This is a genomic window from Serratia sp. K-E0102, from assembly GCF_029962625.1.
In the GTDB taxonomy this organism is placed as follows: Bacteria; Pseudomonadota; Gammaproteobacteria; order Enterobacterales; family Enterobacteriaceae; genus Serratia; species Serratia sarumanii.
Genome location: NZ_CP124754.1, coordinates 1080130 through 1102435 on the forward strand (window position 1 = coordinate 1080130; position 22306 = coordinate 1102435).

The 22306-nt window shown below is 60.6% G+C and carries 15 protein-coding genes; 8 read left to right on the top strand and 7 right to left on the bottom strand.

Translation table 11 applies throughout. The features are described 5' to 3' along the window. The first annotated feature begins 38 nt into the window (after positions 1-38). From adk to SSARUM2_RS05065, 6 genes are all read left to right on the top strand, one after another. Positions 39-683: an adenylate kinase gene (adk, locus tag SSARUM2_RS05040; protein ID WP_004940261.1), complete on the top strand. Its 645-nt coding sequence runs from the start codon at positions 39-41 to the stop codon at positions 681-683. Positions 684-847: 164 nt separating this feature from the next. Then, on the top strand, positions 848-1981 hold the full coding sequence (locus SSARUM2_RS05045) for a sugar diacid recognition domain-containing protein (RefSeq protein ID WP_039566980.1): 1134 nt from the start codon (positions 848-850) through the stop codon (positions 1979-1981). Positions 1982-2100: 119 nt separating this feature from the next. Further along, positions 2101-3366 carry an SLC13 family permease gene (locus SSARUM2_RS05050; RefSeq protein ID WP_015376868.1) on the top strand — a complete coding sequence of 422 codons (1266 nt, stop codon included), beginning with the start codon at positions 2101-2103 and terminating at the stop codon, positions 3364-3366. A 9-nt stretch (positions 3367-3375) separates the two neighbouring features. After that, entirely contained in the window at positions 3376-4539 is a 1164-nt protein-coding gene (locus SSARUM2_RS05055) for a glycerate kinase (RefSeq protein WP_033647266.1), read from the top strand. Positions 4540-4658: 119 nt separating this feature from the next. Continuing rightward, positions 4659-5621 carry a ferrochelatase gene (gene hemH, locus SSARUM2_RS05060; protein WP_033637355.1) on the top strand — a complete coding sequence of 321 codons (963 nt, stop codon included), beginning with the start codon at positions 4659-4661 and terminating at the stop codon, positions 5619-5621. Between the two features lie 90 nt (positions 5622-5711). After that, the gene (locus tag SSARUM2_RS05065) at positions 5712-7016 is read left to right on the top strand and encodes an inosine/guanosine kinase (RefSeq protein ID WP_060421981.1); all 1305 of its coding nucleotides are present in this window, start codon (positions 5712-5714) and stop codon (positions 7014-7016) included. 55 nt (positions 7017-7071) lie between these two features. Here the strand turns inward: SSARUM2_RS05065 and ybaL are convergent, their stop codons facing one another. Both ybaL and SSARUM2_RS05075 read right to left on the bottom strand, forming a co-directional pair. Continuing rightward, positions 7072-8763, bottom strand: coding sequence for a YbaL family putative K(+) efflux transporter (ybaL, locus tag SSARUM2_RS05070; protein ID WP_033637356.1), 1692 nt, complete (start codon positions 8761-8763; stop codon positions 7072-7074). Positions 8764-9008: 245 nt separating this feature from the next. Next, complete coding sequence (locus SSARUM2_RS05075) at positions 9009-10229, bottom strand: MFS transporter (RefSeq protein WP_033637357.1); 1221 nt, start codon at positions 10227-10229, stop codon at positions 9009-9011. Positions 10230-10407: 178 nt separating this feature from the next. Between SSARUM2_RS05075 and ushA the strand changes: the two genes are divergently transcribed. Beyond that, positions 10408-12060 carry a bifunctional UDP-sugar hydrolase/5'-nucleotidase UshA gene (gene ushA / locus SSARUM2_RS05080; RefSeq protein WP_060452706.1) on the top strand — a complete coding sequence of 551 codons (1653 nt, stop codon included), beginning with the start codon at positions 10408-10410 and terminating at the stop codon, positions 12058-12060. A gap of 109 nt (positions 12061-12169) precedes the next feature. On the opposite strand, the gene SSARUM2_RS05085 is transcribed toward ushA, so the two are convergent. Next, the gene (locus SSARUM2_RS05085; RefSeq protein ID WP_060452707.1) at positions 12170-12937 is read right to left on the bottom strand and encodes a helix-turn-helix transcriptional regulator; all 768 of its coding nucleotides are present in this window, start codon (positions 12935-12937) and stop codon (positions 12170-12172) included. Positions 12938-13036: 99 nt separating this feature from the next. Between SSARUM2_RS05085 and SSARUM2_RS05090 the strand changes: the two genes are divergently transcribed. After that, entirely contained in the window at positions 13037-14200 is a 1164-nt protein-coding gene (locus SSARUM2_RS05090) for a multidrug effflux MFS transporter (protein WP_047568972.1), read from the top strand. A gap of 3 nt (positions 14201-14203) precedes the next feature. On the opposite strand, the gene SSARUM2_RS05095 is transcribed toward SSARUM2_RS05090, so the two are convergent. The 4 genes from SSARUM2_RS05095 to SSARUM2_RS05110 form a co-directional block, all read right to left on the bottom strand. Beyond that, positions 14204-14971, bottom strand: a complete 768-nt coding sequence (locus SSARUM2_RS05095) for an alpha/beta fold hydrolase (protein ID WP_060452708.1) — start codon at positions 14969-14971, stop codon at positions 14204-14206. A 66-nt stretch (positions 14972-15037) separates the two neighbouring features. Then, positions 15038-15775, bottom strand: a complete 738-nt coding sequence (locus SSARUM2_RS05100) for a tryptophan 2,3-dioxygenase family protein (protein WP_033647260.1) — start codon at positions 15773-15775, stop codon at positions 15038-15040. Further along, complete coding sequence (locus SSARUM2_RS05105; protein ID WP_041033694.1) at positions 15772-16584, bottom strand: cyclase family protein; 813 nt, start codon at positions 16582-16584, stop codon at positions 15772-15774. Before SSARUM2_RS05105 ends, SSARUM2_RS05100 begins: the two co-directional genes overlap by 4 nt. Then, positions 16571-22279 carry a non-ribosomal peptide synthetase gene (locus tag SSARUM2_RS05110; protein ID WP_060452709.1) on the bottom strand — a complete coding sequence of 1903 codons (5709 nt, stop codon included), beginning with the start codon at positions 22277-22279 and terminating at the stop codon, positions 16571-16573. Before SSARUM2_RS05110 ends, SSARUM2_RS05105 begins: the two co-directional genes overlap by 14 nt. Positions 22280-22306: the final 27 nt, after the last annotated feature.

A 22306-nucleotide genomic window follows, 5' to 3' on the forward strand; every position in this document is an offset into this window, starting at 1 on the left:
CAATTTTATAAAAACTACATAGCAAGGGGATTTACGCAATGCGTATCATTCTGCTGGGCGCTCCGGGCGCTGGTAAAGGTACTCAGGCTCAATTCATCATGGAGAAATACGGCATTCCGCAAATCTCCACCGGTGATATGTTGCGCGCAGCCGTGAAGGCCGGCAGTGAACTGGGCAAGCAGGCGAAAGAGATCATGGACGCCGGCAAGCTGGTGACCGATGAGCTGGTGATCGCGCTGGTCAAAGAGCGCATCGCTCAGGAAGATTGCCGCAAGGGCTTCCTGCTGGACGGTTTCCCACGCACCATTCCGCAGGCTGACGCGATGAAAGAAGCCGGCATCAACGTGGACTTCGTGCTGGAGTTCGACGTGCCGGACGAGCTGATCGTTGACCGTATCGTTGGCCGCCGCGTGCACGCGCCGTCCGGCCGCGTATACCACGTGAAGTTCAACCCGCCGCAGGTGGAAGGCAAAGACGACGTGACCGGCGAAGAGCTGACCACGCGCAAGGACGATCAGGAAGAGACCGTGCGCAAGCGCCTGGTGGAATACCATCAGATGACCGCGCCGCTGATCTCTTACTACAGCAAAGAAGCGGCGGCGGGCAACACCCAATACCGCAAAATCGACGGCACCCGCAAGGTGGCCGAAGTGAGCGCAGAGCTGGCGACCATCCTCGGTTGATCGCAAGCACGTTGTGCATGACGCCGGGCCTGTGGCCCGGCGTTTTTTTTGCCGTTTTCCCGCCAAATTGTGATCGCGGCGGCTTGTTGCGGCCGAGCCCGTTAATCGCCCGCGCCAAATAGCGTATAACAAGCCTGCGTTTTCACCCTCAGCAGGGAGCGGGCATGCTCAGACAAACCAATCTTCTGGCGGAAGCCACCGCGCGCCAGATCGTCCAGCGGGCGATGGGCATCATCAGCCATTCCGTCAACGTGATGGACAGCAACGGCGTGATCATCGCCTCCGGCAACCCGCAGCGCCTGTTCCAGCGCCATGAAGGCGCCGTGCTGGCGCTGGCGGAAAATCGGGTGGTGGAAATCGACCGCGCCACCGCCGAACATCTGAAGGGCGTGCGGCCCGGCATCAACCTGCCGTTCAGCTTTCGCAACCAGCGGGTGGGGGTGATCGGCATCTCCGGCGAACCGGCCGAGGTGCGCGCCTACGCCGAGCTGGTGAAGATGGCGGCGGAGATGATGGTGGAGCAGGCGGCGCTGCTGGATCAGCACCAGTGGGAAAAACGCTACCGGGAAGAGCTGGCGAACCAGCTGCTGCAGCCCCAGCCGAACACCGCGTCGCTGGCGGCGATGGCGGCGTATTTGGGGTTGGATCTGCGCCAGGCGCGCATCGTGTGGATCGTCGAGCTGCAAGAGGCGCAGCCGCACCTGCTGCGCGAGCTGCTGGCGGAGCTGGAGGCCACCCAGCGCGACGCGTTGATCGCCATTACCGGCTTCAATGAAATGACCCTGCTGCGACCGGCCTGCATGGTGCAGGGCGAATGGAGCCTGAAGCTGGAGCGCCAACAGGCCCAGCGTTTGCAAAACCAACTCAAACACCGCTTCCGGGTGCGGCTGATCGTCGGCGGTTTTTATGACGATCCGCAAAGCGCCTATCGTTCCAGCCTGACGGCGCGCGCCACTCAGGCGATGGCGCAGCGCCTGAAACTGCGTCACGCCACGCTGTTCTACCACGACTACCCGCTGCCGTCGCTGTTGTGCGATCTGGGGGAGGATTGGCGCGCGCAGGAGCTGGGTCGCCCCTGGCGGACGCTGGGCGAACAGGACGAAAAAGGCGTGCTGCGCGGCACGCTGCGCCACTATTTTTCGCAGAATTGTGATCAGACGCAGACCGCCGCACAGCTGCATATCCACGTCAATACCCTGCGCTATCGCCTGCAGCGTATCGAAGCGATAACTGGCATGAAAATCAACCAATTAACCGACGCTCTGCGGTTATATATCGGCATGCTGATGCACGACTGAGTTGTGCCAACCCACAAATTCCACGCCGTTCCCCCGGCGATTTTTTGTTGTTTCCCCTCAGGCCAACGCCGGGTGCGCGGGATATGTTGGCCTGCACATCAACCACGGAGAAAACAACAATGACAACCGTATCCACTCTGGGGGCGCTGGTGGCGTTAGCCGTCGCCATCGTCCTGATTCTACGCAAGGTGCCGCCGGCTTACGGCATGATCGCCGGCGCGCTGGCGGGCGGGCTGTGCGGCGGCGCCGACCTGGTGCAGACCGTAACGCTGATGATCGGCGGGGCGCAGGGCATCACCAACGCCGTGATGCGCATCCTGGCGGCGGGGGTGCTGGCCGGGGTGCTGATCGAATCCGGCGCGGCGCATACCATCGCCGAAACTATCGTGCGCAAGGTGGGCGAAACCCGCGCGCTGCTGGCGCTGGCGGTGGCTACACTGATCCTGACGGCGGTGGGGGTATTTATCGACGTGGCGGTGATCACCGTCGCGCCGATCGCGCTGTCGATAGCCCAAAAGGCCGGCATTTCGCGCGCGGCGATCCTGCTGGCGATGATCGGCGGCGGCAAGGCCGGCAACGTGATGTCGCCCAACCCGAACACCATCGCGGCGGCGGACAATTTCCACGTGCCGCTCACCTCGGTAATGATGGCCGGCATCGTGCCGGGGCTGTGCGGCCTGGTGGTGGCCTATCTGCTGGCGCGCCGCCTGAGCGATAAAGGCAGCAAAGTGATGGCCGAAGAGCTGACTCAGCATGCCGAAGGGGCGCGGCCGGGCTTCGCTGCAGCGATCAGCGCGCCGCTGGTGGCGATCCTGCTGCTGTCGCTGCGGCCGATCGCCGGCATCGCCGTCGATCCGCTGATCGCGCTGCCGGCCGGCGGCTTGGCGGGCGCGCTGCTGATGGGGCGCATCCGCCAGTGCAATCAGTTTATGGTCTCCGGCCTGTCGCGCATGGCGCCGGTGGCGATCATGCTGCTCGGCACCGGCACGCTGGCGGGCATTATCGCCAACTCGGCGCTGAAGGATGTCTTGATTAACGGCTTAACGCACACCGGGCTGCCGGCCTGGCTGCTGGCGCCGCTGTCCGGCGCGCTGATGTCGATGGCGACCGCGTCGACCACCGCCGGCACCGCCGTGGCTTCCGGGGTGTTCAGCTCCACGCTGCTTGAGCTGGGCGTGAGCGGGCTGGCCGGCGCAGCGATGATCCATGCGGGCGCCACGGTGCTGGATCATCTGCCGCACGGCAGCTTCTTCCACGCCACCGGCGGCAGCGTCAATATGGCGGTGCACGAGCGGCTGAAGCTGCTGCCGTACGAAACGCTGGTGGGGTTCACCATTGCGGCAATCTCGGCGCTGATGTTTGGCGTATTTAACCTGGCGGGATAAGGAACAGTGATGAAAACGCTGAAAAAAGTGGTTATTGCCCCGGATTCTTTCAAAGAGAGCCTGAGCGCGCTCGGCGTCGCCGACGCCATCGAGCGGGGGTTCCGCCAAATTTACCCGCAGGCGCACTACGTGAAGCTGCCGATGGCGGACGGCGGCGAAGGCACGGTGGAGTCGATGGTGGCGGCCACCGGCGGTGAAATCGTCCAGGTGACGGTCACCGGGCCGCTGGGGGAGCCGGTGCAGGGGTTCTATGGCCTGCTGGGCGACGGCGAAACCGCGGTGATTGAAATGGCCGCCGCCTCAGGGCTGCACCTGGCGCCGCCCGGCCGGCGCGATCCGCGCATCACCACCAGCTACGGCACCGGCGAACTGATGCTGGCGGCGTTGGAACGCGGCGTGAAGGCGGTCATTCTCGGCATCGGCGGCAGCGCCACCAACGACGGCGGCGCCGGGATGATGCAGGCGCTGGGCGTGAAGTTGCTGGATAAGGCACGCCGGCCGCTGCCGGCGGGCGGAGCGGCGCTGGCGCAGCTGGCGCATCTCGATCTCGCCGGGCTGGATGCGCGTTGGCAACGGGTGAGCGTGACCGCCGCCTGCGACGTCGATAACCCGCTGTGCGGCGAAAAGGGCGCCTCGGCGGTGTTCGGGCCGCAGAAGGGAGCGACGCCGGAGATGGTGGCGCAGCTCGATGCGGCGCTGTATCACTATGGCGAGCTGCTGGAACGGGAAACCGGCCGCGCGGTGCTCACCCAGCCAGGGGCGGGCGCGGCGGGCGGCATGGGGGCGGCGCTGCTCGGCATGCTCAATGCGCGTTTGCGGCCGGGCATCGAGATCGTCACCGAAACCCTGCGCCTGGATGAGGCGGTGCGCGATGCCGATCTGGTGATCACCGGGGAAGGCCGGCTGGACAGCCAGTCGATCCACGGCAAAACGCCGATCGGCGTGGCGCGGGTGGCCAAGCGCCACGGCGTGCCGGTGATCGCCATCGCCGGCAGCCTGACGTCGGATTACCAGGTGGTGCATCAACACGGCATCGACGCGGCGTTTTCGGTGCTCGATGGCATCGTGACGCTGGAAGAAGCGCTGGCGGGCGCCGATCGCAATCTGCAGGTGACGGCGCGCAACGTGGCGGCGGTGTGGCGACTGGCGCAAGGGGGAGGCCCACAGGCATAGCCTGTTGCTGTTATCGGTTTCGATGCACGACTTTTCCGTTACAATAGCCGGCATTAATGGCTGCTGACATCCCGACCCAGAACGGAATGCCGGCCGGAAAGGAAATGAGGGGAACTGAGATGAAGCAAGAGAAACACGGCGTATTGCTGGTGAACCTGGGCACGCCAGATGCGCCGACCTCGTCGGCGGTCAAACGCTATCTGAAGGAATTCCTCAGTGACGATCGCGTGGTCGACACGGCGCCGCTGATCTGGTGGCCGATCCTCAACGGCGCGATCTTGCCGATCCGTTCGCCGCGCGTGGCGAAGCTCTATCAGTCGGTGTGGATGGAAGAAGGCTCGCCGCTGCTGGTGTACAGCCGCCGCCAACAGCGGGCGCTGGCGGCGCGCATGCCGAATACGCCGGTGGAGCTGGGCATGAGCTACGGCTCGCCGAGCCTGGCGGAAGCCATCGACAAGCTGCTGGCGCAGGGCGTGACCAACCTGGTGGTGCTGCCGCTCTATCCGCAATATTCCTGTTCCACCAGCGCGGCGGTATGGGATGGCGTAGCGCGGGTGCTGAAAGGCTATCGTCGCTTGCCTTCTGTGGCCTTCATCCGCGATTACGCCGAACACCCGGCCTACATCGCCGCGCTGCAGCAAAGCGTGGAGCGCTCGTTCGCCGAGCATGGCCAGCCGGATCGGTTGGTGCTGTCGTTCCACGGCATCCCCAAACGCTATGCGCGCCTGGGCGACGACTACCCGCAGCGCTGCGAGGATACGCTGCGAGCGCTGAGCGCCACGCTGCCGCTGGCGCCGGAGCGAGTGATGATGACGTACCAATCGCGCTTCGGCCGCGAGCCGTGGCTGACGCCGTACACCGATGAGACCCTGAAGGGGCTGCCGGCGCAGGGCGTGAAGCACATTCAGCTGATTTGCCCGGGTTTCTCGGCGGACTGCCTGGAAACGCTGGAAGAGATCAAGGAGCAGAACCGCGAGATCTTCCTCGAGGCCGGCGGCGAGAAGTTTGAGTATATCTCTGCGTTGAACGACGAGCCGGCGCATATCGATATGATGCAGCAGCTGGTGGCGCAGCGCCTCTAATCATCAATAATCTGTATATTAGAATCATCGTGATCGGGCGGGAATGTGTTAACATTCTCCGCTTGTTAAACCGCCACCACCGCCAATCACATGAAATTTCCTGGTAAACGCAAGTCCAAACACTATTTCCCGGTGAGCGCCCGCGATCCGCTTCTGCAGCAGGCCCAGCCCGAAAGTGAAATCAGCACCTCGTATATCGTCGGCATCGACCAGACGCTGGTGGATATCGAGGCGAAGGTGGACGACGTTTTTGTCCAGCGCTACGGCCTGAGCCTGGGCCACTCTCTGGTGATCGAAGACGACGTCGCCGAGGCGCTGTATCAGGAACTGAATGAAAACAACCTGGTTACCCATCAGTTCGCCGGCGGCACCATCGGCAATACCATGCACAACTATTCGGTGCTGGCGGACGATCGCTCGGTGCTGCTCGGCGTGATGTGCAGCAACGTGAAAATCGGCAGCTACGCCTACCGTTACCTGTGCAATACCTCCAGCCGTACCGATCTCAACTATCTGCAGGGCGTAGACGGCGCCATCGGCCGCTGTTTCACGCTGATTGGCGAAAGCGGCGAGCGCACCTTCGCCATCAACCCGGGCCAAATGAACCAGCTGCGCCCGGAAAGCATTCCTGAAGAGGTGATCGCCGGCGCGTCGGCACTGGTGCTGAGCTCTTATCTGGTGCGCTGCAAGGAAGGGGAGCCAATGAAGGCCGCCACCCTGCAGGCGATCGAATACGCCAAAAAGCACGACGTGCCGGTGGTGTTGACGCTGGGCACCAAGTACGTCATTGCCGACAACCCACAGTGGTGGCGCGACTTCCTGAAGGAAAACGTGACGATTCTGGCGATGAACGAAGACGAAGCGCTGGAGCTGACCGGGCTGAGCGATCCGCTGACCGCCTCGGACATGGCGCTGGAGTGGGTGGATCTGGTGCTGTGCACCGCCGGGCCGAACGGCCTGTATATGGCGGGTTACACCGAAGAGGCCAACAAGCGCCAGACCCAGCACCCGCTGCTGCCGGGGCATATCGCCGAGTTCAACCGCTACGAATTCAGCCGCGCCATGCGCCGCGAACACTGTGAAAATCCGCTGCGCGTTTATTCGCACATCGCGCCGTATATGGGCGGGCCGGAGAAGATCATGAACACCAACGGCGCCGGCGACGGCGCGCTGTCGGCGTTGCTGCACGATATCGCCGCCAACGGCTATCACCGCCACAACGTGCCGAACTCCAGCAAGCACGTGCGCAGCTACCTGACTTACTCCTCCCTGGCGCAGGTGTGCAAATACGCCAACCGCGTCAGCTACCAGGTGTTGAACCAGCATTCGCCGCGCCTCACTCGCGGCCTGCCGGAGCGGGAAGACAGCCTGGAAGAGTCTTACTGGGAGCGTTAACCCGCTGAAAAAGAAAAGGTCCGGCATGCCGGACCTTTTTTGCGCGCGTGGCGCTTCAGATAGGGCAGCCGCCCATTTTTTCTTCTTCGCTCAGGGTGTCCAGCTGCAGGATGTTCAGCATGCTGTTGGCGATCTCCCGTTCGCCCATCACCACCTGGTTGGCGCCGCGATCGGTGATGTAGGCCACCTCGTCGTCGTAGTGGGCGCGGGCAATGATCTCGATATTCGGCCGCTTGGCGCGCGCCGAGGCGACGATCTCGCCGGCCTCATAGCCGTTGGGGATGGTCAGCAGCAGCCAGCGCGCGCAGTCGAGCCGCGCCAGATCCATCACTTCCGGATTGGCGGCATTGCCCAGCACCGTCTTGATGCCCTGTTCGCGCAGCGCTTCCACCCGCGGGCGGGAGTTCTCGATCACCACCAGCGGGATGCCCGCTTCGGCCAGTTTGCCGCCCAGCAGGCTGCCGACGCGGCCATAGCCGACCACCAGCGCGTGATTGCACATATCCACCGGGATTTGCTTCTCTTCTTCCACCGCCTCTTCGAGGATTTGGTCTTCGATGGTTTCGGTCTTGGCCAGATAGCGTTCCAGCAGGGTGAACAACAGCGGATTGAGCATGATGGACAGAATGGCGCCGGCCAGTACCAGATTGCGGCCGTGTTCCGACATCATGCCGAGCGCAATGCCGAGGCCCGCCAGAATAAAGGCGAACTCGCCGATTTGCGCCAGGCTGGCGGAAATGGTCAGCGCGGTGCGCTTGGAGTGACCGAACATTTTCACCAGCAGGAACGCGGCGGCGGATTTGCCGAACACGATGATCGCCAGCGTCGCCAGCACCGCCAGCGGTTCGTTAATCACGATCATCGGATCGAACAGCATGCCGACCGAGACGAAGAACAGCACTGCGAATGCGTCGCGCAGCGGCAGGGTGTCGTGCGCCGCGCGGTGGCTCAGTTCGGACTCGTTCAGCACCATGCCGGCGAAGAAAGCGCCCAGCGCGAAGGAGACGTCGAACAGCTTCACCGCGCCGTAGGCGATGCCGAGCGCCAGCGCCAATACCGCCAGGGTGAACAGCTCGCGCGAGCCGGTGCTGGCGGTTTTTGACAGGATCCACGGCACCAGCCGGCGGCCGACCACGATCATCAGCGCGATAAAGGCGATGACCTTACCGATGGTCAGCGCCAGCTCCATCAGCAGCTGGCTGCTGCTGGCGTTGTCGTTGCCCAGCATGTTGCCGAAGGCCGGCAGCAATACCAGCGTCAGCACCATCGCCAAATCTTCGACGATCAGCCAGCCGATGGCGATTTGCCCGCGCTGGCTGTCGATCAGCTGCCGCTCCTCCAGCGCGCGCAGCAGCACCACGGTGCTGGCGGTGGAGAGGCAGAGGCCGAACACCAGGCCGGAGATCAGATCCCAGCCGAGCAGCTTGGACAGCCCCATGCCGAGCAGGGTGGCGACGGCTATTTGCGCTACGGCGCCGGGAATGGCGATAGATTTTACTGCGAGGAGGTCTTTCAAAGAGAAGTGCAGGCCAACACCGAACATCAACAGGATAACGCCGATTTCCGCCAGTTCCGGCGCCAATGAGGTATCGGCGACGAAACCGGGGGTGAACGGGCCGGCGAGCACGCCTGCGGCCAGATACCCCACCAGAGGGGAGATGCGCAGGCGGTTCGCCAGCATGCCGAGGAGGAAGGCGAGTACTAACCCTCCGACGATGGTGGTAATGAGCGGTGTTGAATTATGCATCCATACTCCTTCTGGTTATGCATCGCGGCACGGGAGAAACGCAACAAAGTTACGAAAAGATACATTTAGTTTATTGCATTTGTGCGCGACTTGCTTGGCTAATTTGGCCTTTTTTGTAAAAAGGCAGAGGATTTCACTTAAGGCGCGGCAATGAGGGGGTTTTGTGCCAGATATGGAAAATAACATTGATTTATCCGTAAGATAACCCGGACGAATAAGTAATTTCATCCGGGCTAGTCGCGGGGTTATTGCGGTTTATGCTCCATATTGGGCAGCAGTGCGGTGATAATGCCGATCAGCGGCAGGAAAGCACAGATTTGGTAGACCAGTTCGATACTGGTCAAATCCGCGACATAACCAAGAACTGCCGCGCCTAATCCGCCCATACCGAAAGCAAAACCGAAGAATAAGCCGGAAACCATGCCCACCTTGCCGGGGATCAGCTCCTGGGCGTAGACCAAAATGGCGGAGAACGCCGAGGCGAGAATAACCCCGATAATCACCGTTAAAATGCCGGTCCAATAGAGCGATGCATAAGGTAAAACAAGGGTAAACGGCGCAGCGCCGAGAATAGAGCCCCAAATAACGTATTTTCGTCCTATCTTGTCGCCGAGAGGCCCACCGATAATGGTGCCTGCCGCCACCGCGAACAGGAAGGCGAACAGGTGAATTTGCGCATTCTGCACCGAAACGCCGAATTTATGTATCAGATAAAAGGTGTAATAGCTGCTGATGCTGGCCAGATAGAAGTATTTAGAGAAAATCAGCACCAGCAGGATGCCCAGCGAGTAGACTACGGTACGTTTTGGCAGCGGTTTCAGCGTTGATGGGCTTTTCGGCTGCCCTTTAGTTGCCCGGTGCTGATGTTGATACCACTTGCTGACCTGCAGCAACACCACGATCGCCAGCAGCGCCGCCAGCGTGAACCAGGCGACGTTACCCTTGCCGTAAGGCGCGATGATCAGCGCAGCCAGCAGCGGGCCTAGCGAGCTGCCGAAGTTGCCGCCGACCTGGAACAGCGACTGCGCCAGGCCGTGCCGCCCGCCGGAGGCCATGCGCGCCACGCGCGAGGATTCCGGGTGGAACACCGATGAGCCGGTGCCCACCAGCGCCGCCGCCAGCAGCACCAGCGGGAAGGTGCTCGCCACCGACAGCAGCAGCAGGCCGGACAGGGTAAAGCCCATGCCGATCGGCAACGAATAAGGCTGCGGGTGTTTATCGGTGTAATAACCAATCAGCGGCTGCAGCAGCGAGGCCGTCAGCTGATAGGTCAGGGTGATCATGCCGATCTGCACGAAGCTGAGGTGAAAATCGGCTTGCAGGATCGGGTAAATCGCCAGAATCAGCGATTGGATCATATCGTTGAGCAGGTGAGACACGCTGATGGCGCCGAGGATGGAGAAGGCGGTGCCTTTCACCGCACTGCCCTTGGCGGGCGGCATCGCGCTTTGGCTACTGTCGGTCATATTATTATTAGCCTGATAAGTTGTTGAGCACAGAGAAGACATCTTAGGCAGGGTGCGCAATTTTTACCATATCTGAAATAATCAGACTCACATCGCAAAAATTTGAAATCAGCTGTCATTGATTCGCGCTACAATTTCGCCCTCATCATAAAAGCCATTTAATACACGGAGATCCGCCATGCGTTTTTCGCTGAAAACCACCGCATGTGCGTTGGCCGTTTCCCTGACGTTGCTGTCGGGGGCCGCCAGTGCCTGGGAAAAGGATAAGACCTACGCCATCACCATTCTGCATACCAACGACCATCACGGTCACTTCTGGCAGAACGATCATGGCGAATACGGCCTGGGCGCGCAGAAAACGTTGGTGGACGGCATTCGTCAGGAAGTGGCGGCGCAGGGCGGCAGCCTGCTGTTGCTGTCCGGCGGCGATATCAACACCGGCGTGCCGGAATCGGATTTGCAGGACGCCGAGCCGGACTTCCGCGGCATGAACCTGGTGGGTTACGACGCGATGGCGATCGGCAACCACGAATTCGACAACCCGCTGAGCGTGCTGCGGCAGCAGGAAAAATGGGCGACCTTCCCGCTGCTGTCCGCCAATATCTATCAGAAAAGCACCGGCCAGCGCCTGTTCAAGCCTTACGCCTTGTTCGACAAGCAGGGCATCAAGATTGCCGTGATCGGCCTGACGACCGACGACACCGCCAAGATAGGCAACCCGGAGTACTTCACCGACATGGAGTTCCGCGCGCCGGCTCAGGAGGCGAAGCAGGTGGTGGAGCAACTGCGTAAGGACGAGAAGCCGGACGTGATTATCGCCGCCACCCATATGGGGCACTACGACAACGGCGAACACGGCTCGAACGCGCCGGGCGACGTGGAAATGGCGCGCAGCCTGCCGGCCGGGTATCTCGACATGATTGTCGGCGGCCACTCGCAGGATCCGGTGTGCATGGCCGGCGGCAACCGCAAACAGGCAGATTACGTGCCGGGCACGCCGTGCTCGCCGGATCGCCAGAACGGCACCTGGATCGTGCAGGCGCACGAGTGGGGCAAATACGTGGGCCGCGCCGACTTCGAATTCCGCAACGGCGAGCTGAAGCTGGTGCATTATCAGCTGATCCCGGTAAACCTGAAGAAGAAGGTGGAGAAGGCGGACGGCACCAGCGAGCGGGTGTACTACACCCAGCAGATCGCGGAAGACCCGACCATGATGAAACTGTTGACGCCGTTCCAGGAGAAGGGCAAGGCGCAGTTGGGCGTGAAGATCGGCAGCGTTAACGGCAAGCTGGAGGGCGATCGCAGCAAGGTGCGCTTCGTGCAGACCAACCTGGCGCGGGTGATGCTGGCGGCGCAGAGGGAGCGCGCCGATGCCGACTTCGCGGTGATGAGCGGCGGCGGGGTGCGCGATTCGATTGAAAGCGGCGATATCACCTATAAGAACGTGCTCAAGGTACAGCCGTTCGGCAACACCCTGGTGCATGTCGATATGAAAGGCAGCGAGGTTGAGCAGTACCTGGCGGTGGTGGCCAACATGAAGCCGGATTCCGGCGCCTACGCCCAGTTCGCCAACGTCAGCCTGGTGGCGGACGGCAAGGGCGTCAGCGAGGTGAAGATCAACGGCCAGCCGCTGCAGGCGGATAAAACCTACCGCATGGCGACGCTGAACTTCAACGCGCTGGGCGGGGACGGTTATCCGAAGCTGGACGGGCTGCCGAGCTACGTCAACACCGGCTTTATCGACGCCGAGGTGCTGAAGCAATACATCGAGAAACATTCACCGCTGGATGCGGCGGCCTACGAGCCGAAGGGCGAGATCGTCTATCGATAAGGGCGTAGCGGAACGGCGTTTCTCGCTTGTCGCGGGGGCGCCGTTCCCGCCGTCGCTTTTTTCCTCCCCATCAACGCATTCTGTCGGCGTTGCCGTTTTAGACGGCCTCTTACTTTCTTCTCTCCATATACGCCCTCGGCGGGCAGCCCACCATATTCTTGAAAAAAGTGGCGAAGGCGCTGTCGCTGGAAAACGCCAGCCGACCGGCGACGTCGGATTGGCTCAGCCCTGCAGCCAGCATCTCTATTGCTTTGATCAGGCGCCATTGCTGACGCCACTGTTGATAACTGAGGCCGGTTTCACGGCGGAAAATCCGGCTGATGGTTTTCTCGGAAGCGCCGCTGTAGCGCGATAGCTCGTGCAGCGGCGGAAGCATGTCCAGATTGGCCAGATGGCGCAGGCGCCGGTCGCTGGGCAGCGGCAGCAACGTCAGTTCGCGCGGCGCGGCGGCGATCTCGTCCAGGCAGACCGCCAGAATATTGGCGTGAGGCCCATGCTGCCAGTCGGTGTCGAATGCGGCGAACGCGATGCGTTCCAACACCTCGCGCAGCAGCGGCGAGGCTGTCAGTACGGCAAGCTGCGCAGGCAGACAGGCATAGCGTTCGGCGTCGAGATAAAGCGAACGGTAACCGACTACGCCGTTGACCTGAACGCGGTGAGCCACTTGCGGCGGGATCCAGGCAACTCTGCCCGGCGGCAGCATACAGATGCTTTGGTTGAGCGTGATACGCATGCTGCCTTGCTGACAGAACAGCAACTGGCCTCTGTCATGCCAATGCGTGCCAGAGTCGTGCTGCGCCAGTTCGGCGGCGATCCCGAGCACGCCGTTGTCGAGCGTATCCGGATTAAAACTGTCCTGCGCCTGAAGCCACGCCATAGTATGTCCGATTTTGTAAATTTATTGTCTTTTATATTGTAATCGGCGCCGGGAGCAGATGCTACCTTGTGCAGCTTATTCTTGGCTACAGGATTTGTTATGCAACGTAAGCTGACTCTGACATTGGCGACGTCGATGATGATGTTTCCCCAGGTGGTGGAGACCATCTACAGCCCGGCATTGACGCACATTGCGCACGGTTTCCGGGTAAGTGCGGAAATGGCGGCGCAAACGCTCTCTTGCTACTTTTTCGCCTTTGCGCTGGGCGTGGTGGTTTGGGGGCGGATGTGCGACGTTATCGGACGCCGTCCCACCATTTTGGCCGGGCTGACGCTCTATCTGCTGGCTTCTATCGTCGCGCTGTTCAGCGGCAGCTTCAGCGTGCTGCTGGCGGCGCGGGTGCTGGCCGCCTTTGGCGCGGCGGTCGGTTCGGTCGGGACGCAAACGGCGATTCGCGATCGCTTCGACGGTTATGAGTTGGCGCGGGTGTTCTCGGTGATGGGGATCGCCATGGCGATCAGCCCGGCGGTTGGCGTATTGAGCGGCGCAGTGCTGACTCACTATTGGGGCTATCAGGGGGTGTTTGGCGGTTTGGCGCTGTTGGCGGCGCTGTTGCTGGGCTATGCCGGTTGGCAACTGCCGGAGACGCGTCCGCAACAGGTGGTGAGGCATTCATTTTTCGGCACGCTGGGGCGGATGATCAAGGACGGGGATATTTGGCTCAGTGCGCTGCTGGTGGCGTTGTTCAATATTTGCATGTTCAGCTATTACCAGCTGGCGCCATTCCACTTCGCGGCGTTGGAACTGCCGGCGCAGTGGTTCGGTTATACCGGTTTGGTGTTGGCGGCCGGGGTCGGTATCGGCGCGGCGATCAACAAGTTTTTGATCGGCAAACACTGGCTGTTCCCCGCGTTGCTGATGCTGGCCTGCGTTTTATCACTGGCCGGCGGCCTGCTGGTACTGCTGCTGGAAGGGAGCTTGTGGTTCGTTCTGCCGATGATGCTGGTGGTGATGGCGTACGGCATCGCCATTCCCAATATTCTGGCGCGCGCGCTGCGGCATTATAAAGACTGCATGGGCACCGCCGGCGCGATCCTTGGCCTGATGTATTACCTGATGCTTGGCGGTGGCTTGGTGCTGGCCGGGCTGTCGCAGCACCTGGGCGCCGTGCTGTCGCTCTGCAGCCTGTGCGTGCTGCTGTTGGCGTGGCGGGTGGTGCACAACGAGCGCCGTTTGGCGTTGCCTGAGCGTGAAAACGCCTGAGTGTTACCGGCTGGCCGGTTCGCTCAGGCGGCCCGCCAGCAACTGGTGAACGCCGGCTATCACCGCCTCGCGCTGCGTGGTGATATACATATGTCCGCCGGCAAAAGTGCGCTGCTGAAAATCGCCTTGCGCGATCCGGCGCCAGTCGAGCAAATCCTGCCGATCGATCAACTCGTCGTTTTCACCATAGAACATCGCCAGCGGGGCGTGGTAACCCGGTTGCGCAGGGAAAAGCAATTGGCTGGACAGCAACAGATCGGCACGGATCAGCGGCAGATAGTAATCGGCCAGCGCGCTGTCGCCGATGAGAGACTCATCCAGGCCCTCGCCGGCACAAAGTGCGTTCAGCAAAGCGGCACGAGGCATCCTCAGCAACTGGCTGTGGCGCGCCAGAAAGGGCGATGAACTGGCGGAAATGATCAACTGCAGCGGCGGTTGGGGCAGCGCCATCGCTAACGCCAGCGCAACCCGTCCGCCAAGACTGTGGCCGAAAAAGATCAGCGGTTTATCCTGCAGTGGCTGCAGTGCCGATATCAGTTGATTGATGAGCGATTGGGGTTGGCAGAGCGGCGCTTCGTGCGCCCGCTCCTCTCGACCGGGATATTGCACGGCATAGAGTTCGATGTCCTGATGCAACGCGGGGCTCCATCGCTGAAAGGCAGTGGCTCCGGCGCCGGCGTGGGGAAAAGCGATCAGCCGCAGGCTGCCCTGGCGACCCGGCGTCAGCGGTTTCAGGCCGAGGGGGGCGTTGGGGAAGTGGGTGCAATGCATGGCGAAAATCCGTATTTTCAGGGGTGCCAAGGAAGCCTGAGCTTCCTTGGCGTTAAGGGAATGCACTCAGTTGATGGCGTTCCACAATTCATCGAAGATCGGCGTGAACAGCGTAGATTTAAGATAGTCCGAACCCGATGAACCGCCGGTACCTTTCCGCTGCCCGATCGTACGCTCCACCAGTTTCACATGGCGGTAACGCCACTCTTGCAGCAGTGAATCCAAATCAAGCAGTTGGTTGAGCAGCAGCGACTCGCAGCCTGAACGCGTCAGCGATTGCCTGATGATGTCGTCGAAGCCTTGCGCCGCCTGATTGGGCTGGTCATTGAGACGCATCAGGTGGCCGCGTATCGCCTGCCATAGGGAAACCGGTTGGATAATAGCCGCCAATCGGCGCTGAGCCTCTTCATCACCTTGATACTGTTGTAGCTTCTTTGGGTTTTCCTTGCCGAGCAGCGCTTCTATGCCGGCAAACTGGTAGGATTGGAAACCGCTGGCGGTGCCGAGATAGCTGCGAAAACGCTGGAATTCATGAAACTTCAGCGTGCAAATCACGGCGATCTGATTCACCACGGTTTGGGTAATGGCATTGACGCGCGTCATCGTTTCGATCGCCGCCGGTATATCTCCTTCTTCGATCAGCGCAATCGCCAGATGAAGCTCATCGATCAACTGCTTGAACCAGAGCTCGTAGGTTTGATGAGTGATGATAAACAAGTTTTCATTGCGGTGTTCCGCAGACGGCGAGGCTGGCTGTTGCAGTGACAGCAGCTGGTTTAGCTGCAGATAGCTGGCGTAATTCATGATGTCACTTTCCCTGTAGAAAACGAAAATAGGACGGGCCGACTGGGAAGGGCATCCCCGCTCAGATCCGGCAGTTGAATGGTCAGAAAATAGTGTCCCGCCGCGGCGTGTGCGGGAACCTGAATCAGCTCGGTCACGGAGGCGTATTTGCGCCCGGAGTGCGGCCTGTCGGGGGCATCAAGCCCCCAAAAACGGCGATGGTTGTCCATGCGTCCGCCGTCGTATAGCCGGTCGATCGACGGAATATCCACCAACAGATGCTGGACGCCGAGTTCGACGATGCGCGCCAGAGCTTGATGGCTGAAGTAGGGCGCACAGGCTGCGGCGCGGAAATCGCTCGGCGTCTCGACCGCTATCACCAAAGCCTGCAGGTAGTCGCCCGACAACGGCGCCAGCGCGTCATCGAGCGCCGCCCGGGTAATCAGCCAATCTTCAGAGGCAGCGCTGGCGTTATAGCTCTCCGTGGTCCCGTCCGCGCGTTGCGGCCTGACGCGAATCAGGGTGGCGGCGATGAACGGTTCAAGCGGCAAATCCGCCACGTTGTGCGTTTCAGGAAGAATATGGCCGATGCATTCGGTGTGTGTGCCGTGGCAGTGTGGCACCAGGCTGATACGCTCGGCGTTGCAGACCCCGCCATGACGCACGCTGGCGACGGTATCGCCGTAACTCAGCGGCGCCGAATCGGCGGGGGCCACGCCATAAAGGTTGGTCGGGTTATCGGTGAAGTCCAGCCTGGCCGAGAGCCGCAGCGGCTCTCGGTAGTCAAGGTGATGACAACGTCCATGGTGGTACACCTCAATGCGTTTCATCGGCGACCCCGGCAGTTTTGCTCAAGGCCAGCGCGGTGAGTTCGCGGATCTGGCTGTGCATGATGAATTCGCGGATAGTCAGCGAGACGCCCATCTGTTGACGAATGGCGTGCAGCAGTTGCGGGATCTGCAGTGAATTTCCACCCAGGCTGAAGAAGCTGTCGCAGACGCTGATCTGCGTCTGCGACAAGACTTGTTGCCAGATATGCTGCATGGCGCTTTCCGCCTCGTTGGCCGCAGGCGTGTAGTCCGCTTCGGAAGCCGAGTAGCGGGTTTCCGGCGCCGGTAGCCGACGAATGTCGATTTTATTGTTGTTGGTGAGCGGGAAGGCCGACAGCACCACAAAACCGGACGGGATCATGATATTCGGCAAGCGAGCTTTCAGCGCCGTGCGCACCGCTTTTTCATTCAGCTCCTCTCCCGGCGTTAACTGCAGGTAGCTGACGATGCGGGCCTGCTGGCCTTCACCGACAATTAAGCTGAGCGACCGTTCGATATTGTCGAGAGAGGATAAACTGAGATCGATTTCGCTCAATTCGATGCGGTGGCCGCGAATTTTGACCTGGTGATCGTTCCGTCCGAGGTATTCCAGCTGCCCCTGACGATTAAACCGCACAATGTCGCCGGTGCGGTACATATAGCGCTCGGTGCCGAACGCCTGGCGCCGTAGAAAGACCTTATCGCTCAGCGTCGGGTTGCGCCAATACCCCGGTGATACCCCTGCGCCGCCCAGCCATAGCTCACCAAATGCGCCGCTTGGCATCGGGTTGCCGGCCTGATCCATGACCAGAACGTCAGTTGACTGTATCGGCGTGCCGATACAGTCGCTCGCGCCTTCGTGAGTCAGATCGGCGCAGGTCGACCAGATGGTGGTTTCCGTCGGGCCATACACCTGCAGCACCCGTGTCGCGATGCGTCGCAATTGCGTCAACAAGGCCGCCGGCATCTTCTCGCCGCCGCACAGCACGGTCAGGGGGCGCTGGCCCGCCGCCGGCAGATGGTGGACGATGGTGCTCCAGACGGTAGGTGTCGCTTGAATCACGCTGGGCTGCTGTCGCTCGATAAAGTGATACAACTTGACCGGATCCATGGCGGTTTCTCGTGGACACAGCGTGACGTGCGCGCCGCCGGCCAGCGAGCAGAACAGTTCCAACCCAAAAATATCGAAACTGATGCTGGTCAGGCTGAGCACCTTATCGCTCGCGCTCAGCGCCAGCCGCCCGACGAAGTCGTGGGTGAAATTGTTCAGGTTGCCGTGGGTGATCATCACGCCTTTGGGGTTACCGGTTGAGCCTGAGGTGTACATGATGTAGGCCAGCGTATCGTCGGCTGGGAACGGCAATGTGTCGGCCGCTGCAGGTTGAGAAAACAGCGAGTCGAAACCGACGGCGGGACTGGCCCAACGTTGTTCTGGCTCACCATCGGTCACCAGCAACCGGGCTTGCGCGTTCTCGATCATGTAACTCACGCGGTCGGCCGGGTAGTGTACGTCAATCGGCACGTAGTGTTTGCCGGCTCTCAGCACGCCGAGCAGGAGTACGGCGACGTGGCAACTTTTCTCCATCATGACGCCGACCGAAAAAGGCTTGCTGTCGATGCGCTGCAATGCATGCGCGATGCGCTCAGACTGCGCCCACAGCTGACGGTAGCTGTACTGTTGCCGTTCGCAGCTGACGGCGAGGCTGTCAGGCTGGGTTTGTGCCAAGCGAGCAATTTGCACCAGCAGCGAGTCACCTGAACCTGCGTCCGAGCTGACGGCCAACTGTTGCAGCCAATGTTGCTCCCGTTCGCATAGCGGGTTGAGGGCACGCTGCGCCGTGTTGGCCGGCAGGGTGAGCAGTTGCCGCAGCGTTTGCTGATAGTTGTCCAACAGCATCTGCATGCTGGCGGGATAAAACAGTTCGCTGGCGTAATCGAGTTCGATGGCGACGGTGTCCTGTTCCACACTAAAGTTCCAGGTCATATCGAACATCGAGAAGCCGGACGAAAGCGGCAAGCGATGCAGCGTGCAATCGTGCAGGTTTTGTTGGCATACGTCGCCGGCGTTCTGCAGGATCGCCATGATTTGGAATAACGGATTTTTGTTCGACATCCGCTCGTATTCGATCTGGTGCAAGATCCGGTCGAACGAGAGCTGCTGATGCTGATAGGCGCCGATACAGGTTTCCATCATGTTACCGATCAGCTCGGCCAGGGTGTCCTGTTCGCTCAGTTGGATACGCAGCGGTACGGTATTGACATGGAAGCCGCTGACCTGCGCCTGATCCAGGTTGTCCCGCGCTGCGATGGCGGTGCCGATGACGATATCCTGCTGCTGGGTATAACGGCTGAGCAGTAAACTTAATGCCGCGCAGAGCAAGGCGAAAGGCGTGGCGCCCAGCGCTTTGCCCCGTGACGCCAGCAGACCGGCCACGTCGGGCTGCAGCTGATAATGGATGCGTTCTCCGGCATGTGTCGGCATTAGCGGGCGTGGTTTATCCAGCGGGAAGTCCAGTTCGCGGCAGCCTTGCAGTTGCTGTTGCCAGTAAGCGACATCCGCCGGCGCAGGTGGTGCGATGCCGCTGTTGACGATGTCAATGGTTTGGATCTGCGGTTGCGGCGCGTCAAACCCATTGTGATCGTCGAGCTCGTTATAGCGCTGCCACAGATCGTTAAGGATCAGCTGTTCGCTCCAGGCGTCGGTAATTATGTTGTGTTTTACCCAAATCAAAACATGGTGCTGCTGATGATACTGTACCAGCCGAAGCACCAGCGGCGGCCGAGCGGTGATGTCGAAAGGCGTGGCACACAGTTGGCGCACCCACTTCTCTGCCGACAGCGTTTGGCCTTCCACCCAGTGGTCGGCAAGACGAATCGGGGTATGCGGTTCTGCCAACTGATAGGCGACACCGTCGGTTTCGGCGAAGCGAGTGCGCAGGCTTTCATGTTTTTCATAGATAAAATTGATCGCCTGTTCAAAGCGCGCCAGATCGAGCGAGCCCTGGATGTCTATCGCCAGCGGCAGGTTGTAACTGCAGTCGTCAGGATTCAATGCGCTCAGGTACCAGAGCAGGTTCTGCTGAGGGCTGAGCGGCGCGCGGCGTTCGTCGCAGATAGCGATGGCGCGCTCCGCGGCAACGGCCTTATTCTCGATATATTCGGCCAGTTTGCGTACCGTATTATGGCGGAACAGATCGGCGATGCTCAGGTGGCAGCAAAGATCGCGTGCGACGAGCGCGACGATTTTGCTCATTGTCAGCGAGTGTGCGCCCAGGTTGATGAACTCCTGTGTGACGTCGGCTTGCGGACAGCCGATGGCGTTGGCCACGATGCGCTCGAGAATGGCCTCAGTTTCTGTTTCCGGTGGCGTCAGGCGCTCATTTCGTTCATCCAGCGGCCAGTTTTCCAACTGTTGACGGGCGATCTTGCCATTGATGGTCAGCGGCAGCGCCGGCAAGAAAATAAAGACGCTGGGGATCGCGGCGGGGTGGAGCTGTGTGACCAACGCGTGACGCAGCGCGTCGATCGTCAGCTCAGGCGAAGCGGGTTGTACGAAGGCGGCGAGAATTTTGCCCGAGGGCTGGCTGCGAGCCACCACGCAGGCGCTTTCAACCAGGGGGTGACTGCGGACGGCGCTTTCCACTTCACCCATTTCGATGCGTACACCGCGTATCTTCACTTGGTGATCACGGCGGCCGACGAAAATAATGTTGCCCTGTTCGTCCCATTTGGCGATGTCACCGGTTTGATAAAGGCGCTCTTCGGCCGCCATATACGGTAGCCGACAGGTAATGAACTTCTCTGCGCTCAGCGCCTCTTGATGCAGGTAACCGTGCGCCAGGCCGCTGCCGGCGATGCACAGTTCGCCCTCAAAACCGACCGGCAGTGGATTGTGGTGGGGATCAAGGATGTGACAACGGTAGTTTTTCAGCGGTTTGCCAATGCAGTTCCAGGGAACGCCTGGACGATACTCGCACAGCGAAGTGGCAATGGAAGCCTCGGTCGGCCCGTAACCGTTGCACAATCGGGTGCGCTCGGCCCACCAGGTGACGACGTCCGCTGGCGGTGCGTCTCCCATGACGATCATTGTCCGCAGTCCCGGCCACATTTCGCGGGGCAACAATTCCAGAATTGCCGGTGTAATAGTGATATGGCCGATATCGTGTCGAGTCAGATAATCGTGCAGCGCGCCGACATCGGTATGCAGCTCCGAGGGCGCCAGATAAAGCGTCGCACCGCTGACCAACGCGCCATAGACGTCCCAGCCGAAGGCGTCGAAACCCAACGAGGCGATGGCCAGCACGCGACTGCCTTGCGCCAGGCCAATGAAATCGCGGTGGTTTTGCGCCACGTTGCTCAGGCCCTCACGCCCTATCATGACGCCTTTGGGTTTGCCGGTCGTCCCGGAGGTATAGCAGACGTAGGCCAGTGCGTCTCGCGATTGAGGGAGTTGCTCCGCATGGATGTTCAGCGAACGGTAGTCAATGCTTGATGGCGCAATGCACGGCGCGTCGCCGGAGTGCAACGGCGAGTCGGCCAAAATCAGCGCAGGCTGCACGTCGTCAAGAATGCTTTGATTGCGCGCCGCTGGCGCCTGCGGATCGAGCAGTACATAGGTTTTATTGCTTTTCAGTATCCCCAACAGCACGATCAGCAGCGTCGCTGACTTGTCCATCGAGACGGCGACGACCGAGCTGGCGGCCCCGCTGTGTTCAAGCAGCCAACAGGCAAACTGATCCGAGGCGCGATCGATCTCGCCATAGCTGTATATCTGGCCATCGGCATGCAGCGCGGCCTGTTGCGGATGAGCGGCGGCGGCGTGGCGGAACAAAGCGATGACGTCGTGCGCCAGCAGCTTGGCATCGTCGGTTGCGTTGAATTGGCTCAGGCGATGCAACGTTTGAGGTTGAGTAACAATGGGCGCGGCGACGGGATCGGCCGGATCTGCCAATAGCGCGTCAAGATAGTCGGTGAACGCGTTGAAACGCATGTCGTCGCCATACAGGGTAAGCTGAGTGCCGTCACCGCAAGCCGCTACGTCGACCATCGCTCGTGGCTGGGCATAGCGCCCCTGTTTGAGCGCGCCGGTTTCATTAAAGAAGAAATGTTGCAGCTGTGCGGGGGACGTGATGTCCGCCACCGGCAGCGTATGGAAGTCGGCGCCGGGTTGCCAGGTGAGATGGCAGAGATCGCTGCCGCAACGCCCCTGCATCTGATCGCCAAGGCGTTCCATCAGCAATGCGGTCAACTCGCGCATGCGCGTCGGTGATTCGGCATAGTATTTACGCGCCAAACGGTAGGGAGTGTCTTGCGCGTGCGGTAAGCCGCCACGCGAAAGCTCGACCACAATGTCGACAAGCTTTTCCTGCAGCAGGGGAAGTTGGGCGCCTGCGGCCATATCGGACAGCGCGTCGCACAGATAAGCGGTTTGGCCGGCGGAGCTAAAGTACAGAGAAAAGTGTTCTTGGTTTTGCAGGGTATCAATGTCACTAATATTTTTTTTATTGGTTACGATCGTCAGCAGATTTTTTCCCTGCTGTTGCAGCCGTCGTATTGTTTCAGCGTTATTTTCAGTGGTGATAATAAGATCGAATTTTTCGATTGGACGGCGTTCGAGACTGATAAAACTAACCTGATGGCCGTATTCCTGGATTTCGTCTGTTAATAATTTACCGCAGGCACTGTCGCCGAAATAGCCAATATGAAGTAATTCCATTTTTGCTTCCTGAGAATAATGATTTCC